The organism is Chryseobacterium indologenes, assembly GCF_018362995.1.
In the GTDB taxonomy this organism is placed as follows: Bacteria; Bacteroidota; Bacteroidia; order Flavobacteriales; family Weeksellaceae; genus Chryseobacterium; species Chryseobacterium indologenes_G.
On the sequence record NZ_CP074372.1, the window covers coordinates 2,554,860 to 2,567,865 of the forward strand.

The following is a 13,006-nucleotide window of genomic DNA, read 5'->3' on the forward strand; positions in this document are numbered from 1 at the left end:
AACTTCTTATGTTAAAACAATTTATAGAAAGACCGGTCCTTTCAACGGTCATCTCCATAATACTCTTATTATTGGGAGCCCTGTCTCTCTTTAATTTACCGATTGCCCTCTTTCCGGACATCGCTCCACCGAGTGTACAGGTAACTGCATTCTATCCTGGAGCCAACGCGGAGGTTGTAGCACGTTCGGTTGCCACCCCGATTGAGGAAGCCGTGAACGGAGTTGAGAACATGACCTATATGACCTCAAACTCCAGTAACGACGGTACAATGACACTGAGTGTGTTCTTCAAACAAGGTGCTGACGCTGATAATGCAGCTGTAAACGTACAAAACCGTGTATCGAAAGCGATGAGCCAATTACCTCAGGAGGTAGTACAGGCCGGTATTTCAACACAGAAAGTACAGAACAGTATGATCATGTTCATGGGTTTAACCAGTGAAAATGAAAAACAATATGACGAATTATTCCTTCAAAATTACCTGAAGATTAATGTTATTCCGCAGATTCAGCGTATTCCGGGAGTAGCACAGGCTCAGGTATTCGGAACGAGGGATTACTCCATGAGAATCTGGCTGAAACCAGACAGACTTGCGGCTAACAACCTTTCTCCTCAAGAAGTGCTGGGAGCCATTAAAGACCACAACCTTGAAGCAGCTCCAGGCCGTTTGGGACAAGGAAGTAAGGAAACTTATGAGTATATCCTTAAATATAAAGGAAAACTGAATAAGAATGAAGACTACGAAAACATTGCTATTAAAGCCAATAGTGACGGTTCTTTCTTACGATTGAAAGATGTAGCAAGAGTAGAATTCGGTTCTTATACTTATACTGCAACCAACAGAGTTGACGGGAAACCGGTTGCCGGATTCGCTATCTTACAGACTGCGGGTTCCAATGCAAATGAAATCCTGACTGAAATTGAAAGTCAAGTAAAAGTAATGGAAACTACTCTTCCAAAAGGAGTAAAGCCGATTATCATGTATAACTCTAAAGACTTCCTGGATGCATCAATCCATCAGGTTGTGGAAACTTTAGTTATTGCCTTCATTCTGGTATTTATTGTAGTGTATATTTTCCTTCAGGATTTCAGATCTACATTAATTCCTGCTATTGCAGTACCGGTTGCGATCATCGGAACATTCTTCTTCCTTCAGCTATTTGGCTTTAGTATCAACATGCTTACGTTGTTTGCATTGGTTCTGGCCATCGGTATTGTAGTGGATGATGCCATTGTAGTGGTAGAAGCTGTCCATTCCAAAATGGAACAGACAGGAATGCCTGTGGAACATGCTACAATGAACTCGATGAGTGAAATCTCAGGAGCCATCATTTCCATTACATTGGTAATGTGTGCCGTGTTTATTCCGGTTGGTTTCATGCAGGGACCTGCAGGGGTTTTCTACAGACAGTTTGCCTTTACATTAGCTATTGCGATTTTAATCTCAGCAGTGAATGCTTTGACATTAAGTCCGGCATTATGTGCAATGTTCTTAAATGATCCTCAGGGAGAACATGGGGAACACGGTCATAAAACAGGTTTTGGAGCAAGATTTTTCAATGCATTTAATGCAAGCTTCAACAGCATGACCAGAAAATATATCTACAGCCTTAAGTTTTTAATTAAAAATAAATGGGTGGCTATAGGAGGTCTTGTTCTTATTACAGCAGCAAGTGTCTTTCTGATCAAAAAAGCACCGTCAGGATTTATTCCTACTGAAGACCAGGGATTCGTATTGTATGCAGTGAATACTCCTCCTGGAAGTTCATTGGAAAGAACACACAGAGCGACTGCACAAATTGATAAAATCATCAACAGTGAGAAAGCCACCAATCACCTTTGGGTAGCAGACGGAATGAACTTTATCAGTAATGCCAATGCTTCTCCATATTCTGCAGGTTTCATTAAGCTTAAAGATTATGACAAACGTGGTGAAATGAAAGATCCTGATCTAATTGCAGGAACTTTAACAGGAAAGGTAAGCCAGGTGAAAGACGCGAATGCTTTCTTCTTCAACTTCCCTACTGTACAAGGTTTCGGTAACGTTTCCGGATTTGAATTCATGCTTCAGGATAAAACGAACGGTTCTTTTGAACAATTGGGAACAACCACTCAGCAGTTCATTGGTGAATTGATGAAACGTCCGGAAATTGCTTTCGCATTCACTACTTATGCAGCAGGAAATCCACAGTACACTATTGATGTAGATACTGACAAAGCCAACCAGCTGGGAGTTTCCGTTACGGAATTGATGCAGACGATGCAGATTTATTTCGGAAGTAGCTTTGTATCGGATTTCAACAGATTCGGAAAGTATTACAGAGTAATGGCACAGGCAGATATTCCTTACCGTACTGACGTTAACTCTCTGGAAGGAATTTATGTTAAAAATAAATCAGGAGAAATGGTTCCTGCGAAAACATTAGTAACGTTAAAAAGATCTTTCGGACCTGAAACGGTAACAAGAAATAACCTTTTCAACGCAGTAACAATCAATGGAACACCAAAACCAGGATACAGTACCGGAGATGCCATCAAAGCGGTAGAAGAAGTGGCTCAGCAATCACTTCCAAGAGGATATGGATATGAATGGACAGGGATTACCCGTGAGGAAATCAAAACAAGCGGACAGACTGCATTCATTTTCTTCTTAAGTATTCTGTTTGTGTATTTCCTACTGGCAGCTCAGTATGAAAGTTATATCCTTCCTTTTGCTATTATTCTTACGATTCCAACAGGGATTTTCGGAGTATTTGCCTTCACAGGGTTAGCCGGAATCGATAATAACATTTACGTTCAGGTAGGATTGATTATGCTTGTCGGGCTATTGGCGAAAAATGCCATCCTTATTGTAGAGTTTGCCGTACAGAGAAGAAAAGCAGGGAAAACTTTGATTGAGTCTGCACTTCAGGCATCAAGATTACGTTTAAGACCGATCTTAATGACCTCTTTTGCCTTCATCGTGGGGATGCTTCCACTGGTATGGACGCAGGGTGCCTCTTCAAAAGGTAACCACTCTATTGGATACAGTACCGTAGGAGGAATGCTTACAGGAGTAATATTCGGGATATTTATTATTCCGGTAATGTATGTAATCTTCCAGTACCTGCATGAAAAAATGCCAAGCAGAAAACAGAAAAGACTGAAGAAAAAACAAATGGAGGAAGAACTTTTAGCTTCAGCTCATTAATAAAAAATGAATAACAAAAACTTAGAGAAAATTTTAAGACAAAGGATTAACTATTCTCCTGCTGTTCTTAATGGTTAAAAAAATCAGCTATTTTCTCCTACTAAAGACAATTTTTGCATCAATAAAAACCTCTCTAAGTTTTGTATTCAATTAAAAGTTTAAAAACTATGAAACGAGTAAAAAATATTATTCTAACTTTTGCGCTGGCTATAGGCTCTGTATCATGTGTGTCCAAACTGGCATACACGGAGCCTGAACTGCCACTTCCGGAAAAGTTTCAGTATACTGCAACTGCCGATACTGCCAGCATAGCGAATCTGGAGTGGAAGCAGTTCTTCAGCGATCCTATTTTACAGGGATTGATTGAAAAAGGAATCAAAAATAATTATGACCTTCAGATTGCCCTAAAGCAGGTTGCTGCTTCACAGGAAAAACTGAAACAGGCAAAATATATGCAATATCCGGATGTTGGTTTCGGAGTAAGCGGGCAAATCTCAAGGCCTTCCAAAAACAGCATGAACGGGCAAAGCTTAAATTTATTTTTAGGATCAAGCCATGTTGAAGATTATAATGCAGCCTTCAACCTTTCATGGGAAGCTGACATCTGGGGAAAAATTAAAAACCAGCAGGAAGTTTCAAGAATGCAGTATCTGCAGACTTATGAAGGGTCAAAAGCCGTTCAGACCCAGGTAGTAGCAGCTATTGCACAGGGATATTATAACCTGTTGATGCTTGACAGACAATTAGCTATTGCAAAATCTAATCTGGAGCTCAGCAGCAATACCCTGATGATCACACAAAAAATGTGGGAAAGTGGCGATAACACCTCTTTAGGAGTACAGCAGGCCTCAGCACAGAAACAGGCAACAGAACTTCTGATTACTCAGCTGGAACAGAATATTGCCATTCAGGAAAATGCATTGAGTATTTTGGTGGGAGAACTGCCTAATAAGGTAAACAGAACAATTGAAATGTCTGATACTTCATTACCTCAGAACATTACTGCAGGACTTCCTGCAGCTATGGTAAGCAGAAGACCGGACGTTCGTCAGCAGGAACTTGTTTTACTGGAATCAAACGCTATCGTAGGAATTGCTCAGGCCAATATGTATCCGTCATTGAAAATTACTGCGAATGGAGGAGTAAACTCATTCAAGTTTGATAACTGGTTTCAGATTCCCGCTTCATTATTCGGGTCTGTTCTGGGAGGACTTACCCAGCCTATTTTCCAGAAAAGACAGTTGAAAACAGATCTTGAAGTAGCTAAAATTCAAAGAGAGAAAAATGTTCTGGCATTCCGTCAGTCGGTATTAAATGCTGTAGGTGAAGTTTCAGATGCTTTGGTATCTAATGAAAACTTAAAAGCTCAGGAACAAAAAGCTACCGAGCAGGCAACTACCCTGAAAGATGGAATTAAAAGCGCACAGCTTCTTTACAAAGGAGGTTCAGCCAATTACCTGGAAGTGATTACAGCACAAGGGAATTCCCTACAGGCAGAGTTGAATCTGGCTTCCATTAAAAGACAGAGATTAAGCAGCATTGTAGATCTATACAGAGCGCTAGGCGGCGGTTGGAAGTAGTAAATTAAATTATATTTGTTTTAAGATGCGGTTCTTTTCAGAGCCGCATTTTTTTGTATTGTTTCTGTTCATTACAATATGAATTTAAACTTAGATTCCTACGGAATGACATAGTGTATAGATAAACTAAGCGCCCAGTTTGTCATTCCGTAGGAATCTATATTTTCAAAGCTTATAAAGTCGTTTAATAATGTAAAAGTTTCTACTTTTCAAACTCCTCCGCAATCCATTGAAGCAGATTTTCAAAATCCTTTTCAGAATATCCCAACTGCAAATAGTGAATATCATCCGCTTTCCTATACCACGTCAGCTGGCGTTTCGCATATCTGCGGCTATTCTTTTTAATTTCCGAAACCGCGAAATCAAGATCCCACTCTCCGTCAAAATATTTGAAAAGTTCCGCATATCCTACCGTATTCAAAGCCGTCAGATCTTTGAATTGTTCAAGACCCTTCACCTCATCCAGCAAGCCATTTTCCATCATCATATCCACTCTTCGGTTGATTCTGTCATACAGTTCTTCTCTTGGCGCTTCTATTCCGATTCTGATCACATTAAAATCTCTGGAATCCTGAGAAACAGCAATCAGTTCAGAATATTTTGTATCCGTTTGCCAGATCACATCTATAGCACGCAAAAGTCTTCTGTGATTGTGAATATCCACCACACTGAAATATTCGGGATCGAGTTCCTGTAAAATTTCCTGAAGTTTTTCTATCCCCTCCTGCTCCATGATGGCCTGAAGTTTTTCCTGATTTTCAGTATTGGCTTCGGGTAGATCATGCAGACCTTCTATCACTGCTTTTTCATACATCATACTTCCGCCAACAAGAATAACAGTGTCATGAGTTGCAAAAAGTTCATTGAGTTTTTGAAGCGCATCTTCTTCGTACTGGCCGATAGAATAATATTCTTCAACTGAAAGATTTCCGATAAAATGATGAGGTGCCCCGGCAAGTTCCTCTTCAGAAGGTGCAGCAGTTCCGATTTTCATTTCTTTAAAAAACTGTCGGGAATCACAGGAAATAATCTCCGTATTGAAATGTTGAGCCAAATCAATTGCCAGTCTCGTTTTACCAATTCCGGTGGGTCCTACTACAGAAATCAAATTTTTCTTTTTCACAGCGCTAATTTACGAAAATGCGCTCATTTGATTTTTTATTTTTAAATACAAATAAAGCTGCTGTTCATTTTGAACCATTAAGTTTTTAATGAAGAAGTTGAGATTATTAAGATGAGCTTCGCTATTTAGCATAACGCTTATCAAAATCTATGAGATTTTTTTCTTAATTAAACTTAACAGCTTAAATGGTCTTAATGGTTCAAAATAAATTTAAAAACAGAATAATATAAACTTTACGTTGAAGTTTCATGGTATTATATTATACACTTAAATGTTTATCTTTGTAGAACAATAAAAAACTATGATTTTATCAATGACCGGATTCGGTAGAGCCGAAGATGTTTTTGAAGGAAAAAAAATTACAATAGATATTAAATCATTGAACAGCAAGAGCTTTGATTTGAATATTAAAATTCCTTTACGTTATAAAGAAAAAGAATTTGAAATCAGAAAAATTCTTAACGATAGAATTATCCGTGGAAAAGTAGACTGCTACGTTAATATTGAGAACCTTGAAGAGTCCAATGATGTAAAAATTAATAAAAATTTAATTGAATCTTACATCAATGAGCTTAAAAACATAGCTTCTGACGGTCCCGATTTCGAATACCTTAAAATGGCGGTAAGACTTCCTGATGCCATCTCATCAAGACCTGATGAGCTTACAGAAGGTGAATGGGAATCACTGGCAAAAATTGTCAATAATGCCGTAGACAGATTTGAAGAATTCAGAAGAACCGAAGGCAGCATTCTACATGAAGAATTAAACAGGAATATCCAGAATATTGACAAATATCTTGGAGAAGTAATTCCTTTTGAGGAAGAAAGAATTGTAAGCGTGAAAGAGCGTTATCAGAAATCTTTGAAAGAATTTGAAAATGTTGATGAAACGCGTTTCTACCAGGAAATGGCCTATTTCACGGAGAAGCTTGATATCTCTGAAGAAAAGGTAAGGCTTACCCAGCACCTGAAATATTACAAAGAAGTAATGGACAATGAATCTTTCAACGGAAAAAAACTGGGCTTTATTTCCCAGGAAATCGGAAGAGAGATCAATACATTAGGATCTAAAGCCAATCATGCAGAAATCCAGAAACTGGTAGTAATGATGAAGGATGACCTGGAAAAAATTAAAGAACAGACGTTAAACGTATTGTAATGATAGGTACGGGTTACGAGATGCGTGATTATCATTCTTAACAATGGACTCCGTAACTCGAAACCTGAAACCCGAAATTGTAAAAAATGGATAAAGTAATTATATTTTCAGCGCCATCAGGGAGCGGAAAAACTACATTAGTAAAGCATTCACTGGAAACATTTCCGGAACTGAGTTTCTCAGTCTCATGTACAACGAGACAGCCGAGAGGAAGTGAAGTTCATCAGGTAGATTATCATTTTCTGACGCCGGATGAATTCAGAAAGAAAATCTCTGAAGATGCTTTTGTAGAATATGAAGAAGTATATACTGATAAATATTACGGTACTTTAAAATCTGAAGTAGAAAAAATCTGGAATCAGGGAAAAGTTGTTATTTTTGATGTAGATGTAAAAGGAGGTATTTCGTTAAAAAAATATTTTGGTGAAAAAGCCCTGTCTATTTTTATAGAACCGCCTTCCATTGAAGAATTGGAACGAAGATTGATTTCCAGAAATACAGATGATGCAGAAACCATAAAAACCCGTGTAGCGAAGGCAGAAGAAGAAATGTCCTACGCCGGCGAGTTTGATAAGATCGTGATTAATACCGATCTTGATGTAGCTAAAAAAGAAATAGAAAGTTTAATAAAAAGTTTTATCAGTAATTAATGGCTGGAAGATAGAAGCCAGAAGATGGAAGTAATCACATACTCTCAAAATCTAACTTCTAATTTCCAACCTCTAGCTTCTGATCATAAAAAATTGAGGTTGATATGAGTACCGAAACATTAGAAAAAGCTAAATCTGCAATTCCTGTCAGAGGATTTCTGGATATTAAAGATATTGCTATTCCTCAGGGAGAAGAATTGGTAAAAGCCATTCTTAAACTTAAAGAGGAGAAAAATGCTGTTATTCTTGCCCATTACTACCAGCCGGGAGAGATTCAGGATATCGCTGATTTCCTTGGAGATTCTTTACAGTTGGCAAGACAGGCAAAAGAAACGAATGCAGACATGATTGTATTCTGCGGTGTACATTTCATGGCAGAAGCTGCTAAAATTCTGAACCCAACTAAAAAAGTAGTTCTTCCTGATACGATGGCCGGATGCTCTCTGGCTGACGGTTGTTCTGGAGAAGGATTAAGAAAAATGCGTGAACAGCACCCGAATGCTTTAATTGCAACTTACATCAACTGTAACGCAGAAACTAAGGCAGAAAGTGATATCATCGTAACCAGTTCAAATGCTGAAACTGTAATTGAAGCACTTCCGAAAGACAGACCGATCATATTCGCACCGGACAAAAACCTGGGAAGATATTTATCTAAGAAAACAGGGCGTGACATGATCCTTTGGGATGGAAGCTGCATCGTACACGAAGCATTTTCAATGGAAAGAATTGCCCAGCAGCTGGCAGACAATCCGGATGCCAAGCTGATTGCTCACCCTGAAAGTGAAGAAGCTGTTTTAAAACTGGCTCACTTTATTGGTTCTACTTCTGCTCTATTGAATTATGTAGAAAAAGATGACTGTCAGAAATTCATTATTGCAACAGAAGAAGGAATTCTTCACGAAATGAGAAAACGTGCTCCTCACAAAGAACTTATTCCTGCATTGGTTTTTGATGAAAGCTGTAACTGCTCAGAATGTTTCTATATGAAACGTAATACAATGGAAAAATTGTATTTATGTATGAAGTATGAGCTTCCTGAAATTCTTATCGATGAAGAATTAAGATTAAGAGCATTAAAGCCTATTGAGGCAATGCTTGACCTTTCAAAAAGCATAAAATAATTTTTTTGTCATGAATATTTATTATATTTAAAACTTAAACTAATAATAAATATGAAAAATCTAAAAAAATTAGACAGAAAAAGTCTTAAAAATGTAAACGGAGGAGGTACCATATGTAACTTAAACTGCGAAATACATGAAACCTGCGGAGCGGGATGTAATGGCGAATTGATCTGCGTACCCAGAGGAATGTATATTCCGGATAACTGTTAAAAAAAATAAAGCACTGTTTTCACAGTGCTTTTTATTTTTAGTCTGCAGTGATTGCAACAAAACAATCTGTGCTTACAATAACGCACATTCTGCAATTCTCGGACAATGTCCAATATGCCTCACACGAAGGATCGCTGGAAGAGCCTGGTCCAAAAACCAGATGGGTAGGACAGCCGTCACATCTGGAAATAGCTGCTCCATTCACAAGTTCCAGATCTCTTCTGCTTAATTTTTTAATTGTTTTCATAGTTTTAAAATTTTATGACACTCCTCCACTCATACATGACATATCAACAATCACGCACATTTTACAACGGTCAGGAAGCATTTGAAAAGCCTCGCAGGGAGCATCGCCAGGATTATTTCCGTAAGTCGTATTCTTAGGACATCCTGTACATGTGGCAGGACCTGCTCCTTGCAGTATTTGGAGTTCTTTTCTGTTTAATTTCTTTAGATTTTTCATAGTAGTTTTAATTAATTTTTTGATTTTACTATTTTTGATTACGCTTCAAGAATTGGGCAGCTACCTGGGATGGATGGATCATAAGGGAAAAGGTAAAGACAAACTTTACGTCCTTTAAAATCGGTACACACTGCACAACCTTTTGGTCCGCAGTCAAGATCAATAGCACAGGTATCTCCTCCACCTCCAATAATAGCCCTTAAGCTTTCTCTGTTTAATTTTTTTGAATTTTTCATGGTAGTTTTTATTTTAAATTAAATTTTTGATCGTTTTTCATTAGGTAAAATCAGTCAATACCTATAGCATCGGTGCATAGCAAGTACCTCCTGGCTTTAACCAACATCCCCATTTTCCACCTCCGCGGAAACATACAAATTGTTCTCCACCACATGCTTCAATCTGAATATCAGTGAATCCTCCGCTGATATTTCTCTTTTCTTCGCGTGATAATTTTTTAATTGTTTTCATATTGTAATAATTTAGTATTCAGTAATAAAAAACAACAAACGTTTTGTTATTGAAGATTAAAAAGGACCAAAGCATTCAAAGCTTACCAGTACTCTTCCTTTACAGCATTCCGGTAAAGCGTAATAATCAGCACATGACCTAGGCTCACCTGGTCCGTAAGGTCCGGGAGGGCAGTTTGCAGTACAAGGACCTATTCCCCCGTTGATTGATTTTAAATCATTTCGATTCATTTTCTTTAAATTTTTCATGTGTATTTTGTTATTAGTTAATGTTATAAATGTAACATTTTTAATCAATTACACCAAATATATCTCCAAAAAAGGAAATATATTTTATTATGTTAAAAACTTGGCTGTTTCAAAATAATTTGTACATTTGTCCTGTTACAATGAATTTATTAAGAAACATATCTGATATTTCTGCCCTGAAATCACCTATTTCAGGCATATCTTCTGTTTCTACATTCACAACTACAACAACTACCCCATAACGGGGTAAATTTTCACATATTATTTCCGGTACCCGTACTCTTTTTTCTAAAGAGTAGTCACTTCGTTATATCCAACCTCAAATAAATAATTGATGAAAGTTTTAAAATTCGGCGGAACTTCAGTCGCCCATTCTCAGAATATCCTTCTGGTAGAAAAAATAATAAAAGATGAATCTTTAAAAAACAAAATAGTTGTTATTGTTTCAGCACTTCATGGCGTTACTGACCAACTGATCAGAGCAGCAGAACTGGCTTCTGTAAAAGATGAAAATTATATTCAAATAGTTCAGAATCTTGAAGAAAAACATATCAGTCTGGTCAAAGATCTTTTCCCTATCACAGAACAAAGTTCATGGCTAAGTTTTGTTAAGAAACATTTTAATGATCTTGAAGACCTTTACAACGGAATTGCAGTTCTTGGTGAACTTACCAACAGAATCAAAGATAAAATTGCCTCTTACGGAGAATTTTTATCTTCAAAAATTATAGCAGCCAGACTTCAGCATGAAGGATTAGACTGCATATGGATGAATTCTGCAGACCTCATCAGAACAGACAGTAATTTCACCAATGCAAAAGTAGATTTTCAATGCACTGAAAATAATATTATCAGTTTTCTGAATGAAAATAAGAATCGTATTATCGTAGGTCCTGGTTTTATAGCCCATGACGAAAAAAATAATGCTACAACATTAGGAAGAGGTGGCTCTGATTATACAGCTTCCATTATGGCTGCTTCTATCCATGCAGAAGAACTCCAGATCTGGACCGATGTAAGCGGAATGATGACTGCCGATCCCCGTTTGGCTTCCAATGCAAAACCTATATCAGAAATTTCTTATCATGAAGCCATGGAACTGTCCCATTTCGGGGCAAAAGTGCTTTATCCGCCTTCCATTCAGCCTGTCATGGAAAAAAACATAAATCTGATCATCAGGAATACTTTTGATCCGGATGCACAGGGAACTTTAATTTCTCACCAATTGAAGTCTTCGGATGACGAAAAGCAGATCGCAGTAGGTATCTCCAATATGAACAGGATTGCTCTTCTTACACTGGAAGGCAGCGGAATGGTAGGAATCCCTGGAATTTCGGCAAGATTATTTCAATGTTTAAGTCATGAAAAAATCAATGTAATCCTTATTACACAAGGATCTTCGGAACATTCTATTACGATTGCAATTGAAGAAAAAGAAGCTTTACGTGCCGAGTATGCAATCAATTCTTCTTTTGCGGATGATATCAATCTGAAGAGAGTGTATGCCGTAAAAATTGAAACCGGACTTTCCATTGTAGCCCTGGTTGGAGAAAGTATGAAAAGCAGAAGCGGTGTGAGCGCCAAAATGTTCGGATGTCTGGGAAATAATGGGATCAATATAAGAGCTATTGCTCAGGGATCTTCAGAAAGAAATATCAGTATCGTAATTTCAGAAAAAGACAGCAAAAAAGCAGTGAATGTACTTCATGAGGAATTTTTTGAAACTGAAATTAAGCAAATCCATCTCTATATCTGCGGAACAGGAAATGTAGGTTCAAAACTGATCCAGCAGATCTATAACCAGAATGCTTATTTAAGAGAAAACTTTTTGATCAACCTGAGAATTGCAGGAATTTCCAACAGCCGATATATGTTATTTTCAGACAAAGGAATAGCACAGGAAGATTATCTTATCTGGAATCAGCTGGGTGAAAAAGCCTCTGCCCAAGAATTTGCTGATGAAATTATCCACAGAAACCTTAGAAACTCTGTTTTTGTAGATGTAACGGCTAGCCCTGATGTACCCGAAATTTATGAAAGTCTTTTAAAAAGAAGTGTGAACATCGTGGCTTGTAATAAAATTGCAGCCTCTTCCGATTTTAAAAAGTATAAAACTTTAAAAAATACAGCAAGAAACCACAACTGTAATTTTTATTTTGAAACTAATGTAGGAGCAGGACTTCCGGTAATAGGAACCATCAACGATCTGATCAAAAGCGGAGACCAGATCCAGTCTATTAAGGCAGTATTGAGCGGAACCTTAAATTTTGTCTTTAATCATTATGATGGAAGCAGAACATTTTCTGAAGTCGTAGCCCAAGCCCAGCAGGAAGGCTATACGGAACCTGACCCAAGACTCGATTTGTCGGGAACTGATGTAGCAAGAAAAATTTTAATTCTGGCAAGAGAAGCCGGATATCCGCTTCAGTTTGAAGAAATTGAGAATACAGGTTTTCTTCCTGAAGAATGTATGCAGGGAAGTGTTGGTGACTTTTATGCAAAGCTTACAGCATATGAAGATCATTTTAAAAACTTATTAAATAAGGCAAAGAATGAAGGCAAAATATTAAAATATGTTGCAGAATTTGAAAACGGAAAAGCCAAAGTAGGCCTACAGCATATCGCTCCGGACAGTGATCTCTTTCATCTTTATGGCAAAGACAATATTGTCATCTTCAAAACCCTCAGATATTCCGAACAGCCTTTGGTTGTAAAAGGAGCCGGGGCCGGAGCTGATGTAACGGCAAGCGGAGTTTTTGCAGATATTATTCGTTCTATTTAAAATAC

General features: G+C 37.7%; 13 protein-coding genes. 7 read left to right on the forward strand and 6 right to left on the reverse strand.

Annotated features, from left to right (window positions below):
* Positions 1–8: 8 nt before the first annotated feature.
* Both DYR29_RS11525 and DYR29_RS11530 read left to right on the forward strand, forming a co-directional pair.
* A complete protein-coding gene (locus DYR29_RS11525) occupies positions 9–3,191 on the forward strand; it encodes an efflux RND transporter permease subunit (protein ID WP_047425858.1) in 3,183 nt (1,060 codons plus the stop codon).
* 167 nt (positions 3,192–3,358) lie between these two features.
* Entirely contained in the window at positions 3,359–4,771 is a 1,413-nt protein-coding gene (locus DYR29_RS11530) for an efflux transporter outer membrane subunit (protein ID WP_213276977.1), read from the forward strand.
* A 202-nt stretch (positions 4,772–4,973) separates the two neighbouring features.
* On the opposite strand, the gene miaA is transcribed toward DYR29_RS11530, so the two are convergent.
* Positions 4,974–5,894, reverse strand: a complete 921-nt coding sequence (gene miaA / locus DYR29_RS11535; protein WP_213276978.1) for a tRNA (adenosine(37)-N6)-dimethylallyltransferase MiaA — start codon at positions 5,892–5,894, stop codon at positions 4,974–4,976.
* Positions 5,895–6,195: 301 nt separating this feature from the next.
* On the opposite strand from miaA, the gene DYR29_RS11540 reads away from it, so the two are divergent.
* The 4 genes from DYR29_RS11540 (at position 6,196) to DYR29_RS11555 (ending at position 9,040) form a co-directional block, all read left to right on the forward strand.
* Positions 6,196–7,053: a YicC family protein gene (locus DYR29_RS11540; RefSeq protein ID WP_081983652.1), complete on the forward strand. Its 858-nt coding sequence runs from the start codon at positions 6,196–6,198 to the stop codon at positions 7,051–7,053.
* 86 nt (positions 7,054–7,139) lie between these two features.
* Entirely contained in the window at positions 7,140–7,703 is a 564-nt protein-coding gene (gene gmk, locus DYR29_RS11545) for a guanylate kinase (RefSeq protein WP_213276979.1), read from the forward strand.
* A gap of 104 nt (positions 7,704–7,807) precedes the next feature.
* A complete protein-coding gene (gene nadA, locus DYR29_RS11550; RefSeq protein ID WP_142717808.1) occupies positions 7,808–8,827 on the forward strand; it encodes a quinolinate synthase NadA in 1,020 nt (339 codons plus the stop codon).
* 51 nt (positions 8,828–8,878) lie between these two features.
* Positions 8,879–9,040, forward strand: coding sequence for a bacteriocin-like protein (locus DYR29_RS11555; protein WP_213276980.1), 162 nt, complete (start codon positions 8,879–8,881; stop codon positions 9,038–9,040).
* A 37-nt stretch (positions 9,041–9,077) separates the two neighbouring features.
* Here DYR29_RS11555 and DYR29_RS11560 read toward each other — a convergent pair whose 3' ends face one another.
* The 5 genes from DYR29_RS11560 to DYR29_RS11580 form a co-directional block, all read right to left on the reverse strand.
* Positions 9,078–9,287: a hypothetical protein gene (locus tag DYR29_RS11560; RefSeq protein WP_213276981.1), complete on the reverse strand. Its 210-nt coding sequence runs from the start codon at positions 9,285–9,287 to the stop codon at positions 9,078–9,080.
* 12 nt (positions 9,288–9,299) lie between these two features.
* Positions 9,300–9,503: a bacteriocin-like protein gene (locus DYR29_RS11565; RefSeq protein WP_213276983.1), complete on the reverse strand. Its 204-nt coding sequence runs from the start codon at positions 9,501–9,503 to the stop codon at positions 9,300–9,302.
* A gap of 38 nt (positions 9,504–9,541) precedes the next feature.
* Positions 9,542–9,739 (reverse strand): hypothetical protein, encoded by a 198-nt coding sequence (locus DYR29_RS11570; RefSeq protein WP_213276984.1) that lies wholly within the window; start codon positions 9,737–9,739, stop codon positions 9,542–9,544.
* 61 nt (positions 9,740–9,800) lie between these two features.
* Entirely contained in the window at positions 9,801–9,971 is a 171-nt protein-coding gene (locus tag DYR29_RS11575) for a hypothetical protein (RefSeq protein ID WP_167498842.1), read from the reverse strand.
* A 56-nt stretch (positions 9,972–10,027) separates the two neighbouring features.
* On the reverse strand, positions 10,028–10,201 hold the full coding sequence (locus DYR29_RS11580) for a hypothetical protein (protein ID WP_213276985.1): 174 nt from the start codon (positions 10,199–10,201) through the stop codon (positions 10,028–10,030).
* 352 nt (positions 10,202–10,553) lie between these two features.
* On the opposite strand from DYR29_RS11580, the gene thrA reads away from it, so the two are divergent.
* Positions 10,554–13,001: a bifunctional aspartate kinase/homoserine dehydrogenase I gene (thrA, locus tag DYR29_RS11585; RefSeq protein ID WP_213276986.1), complete on the forward strand. Its 2,448-nt coding sequence runs from the start codon at positions 10,554–10,556 to the stop codon at positions 12,999–13,001.
* Positions 13,002–13,006 lie beyond the last annotated feature (5 nt).

Excerpts from the sequence above, each read along its gene's own strand:
- DYR29_RS11580 (WP_213276985.1), bottom strand. The coding sequence starts at position 10,201 with ATGAATCGAAATGATTTAAAATCAATCAACGGGGGAATAGGTCCTTGT.
- DYR29_RS11530 (WP_213276977.1), top strand. The coding sequence starts at position 3,359 with ATGAAACGAGTAAAAAATATTATTCTAACTTTTGCGCTGGCTATAGGC.
- DYR29_RS11540 (WP_081983652.1), top strand. The coding sequence starts at position 6,196 with ATGATTTTATCAATGACCGGATTCGGTAGAGCCGAAGATGTTTTTGAA.
- DYR29_RS11565 (WP_213276983.1), bottom strand. The coding sequence starts at position 9,503 with ATGAAAAATCTAAAGAAATTAAACAGAAAAGAACTCCAAATACTGCAA.
- nadA (WP_142717808.1), top strand. The coding sequence starts at position 7,808 with ATGAGTACCGAAACATTAGAAAAAGCTAAATCTGCAATTCCTGTCAGA.
- gmk (WP_213276979.1), top strand. The coding sequence starts at position 7,140 with ATGGATAAAGTAATTATATTTTCAGCGCCATCAGGGAGCGGAAAAACT.
- DYR29_RS11560 (WP_213276981.1), bottom strand. The coding sequence starts at position 9,287 with ATGAAAACAATTAAAAAATTAAGCAGAAGAGATCTGGAACTTGTGAAT.
- DYR29_RS11555 (WP_213276980.1), top strand. The coding sequence starts at position 8,879 with ATGAAAAATCTAAAAAAATTAGACAGAAAAAGTCTTAAAAATGTAAAC.
- DYR29_RS11575 (WP_167498842.1), bottom strand. The coding sequence starts at position 9,971 with ATGAAAACAATTAAAAAATTATCACGCGAAGAAAAGAGAAATATCAGC.
- DYR29_RS11525 (WP_047425858.1), top strand. The coding sequence starts at position 9 with ATGTTAAAACAATTTATAGAAAGACCGGTCCTTTCAACGGTCATCTCC.
- thrA (WP_213276986.1), top strand. The coding sequence starts at position 10,554 with ATGAAAGTTTTAAAATTCGGCGGAACTTCAGTCGCCCATTCTCAGAAT.
- DYR29_RS11570 (WP_213276984.1), bottom strand. The coding sequence starts at position 9,739 with ATGAAAAATTCAAAAAAATTAAACAGAGAAAGCTTAAGGGCTATTATT.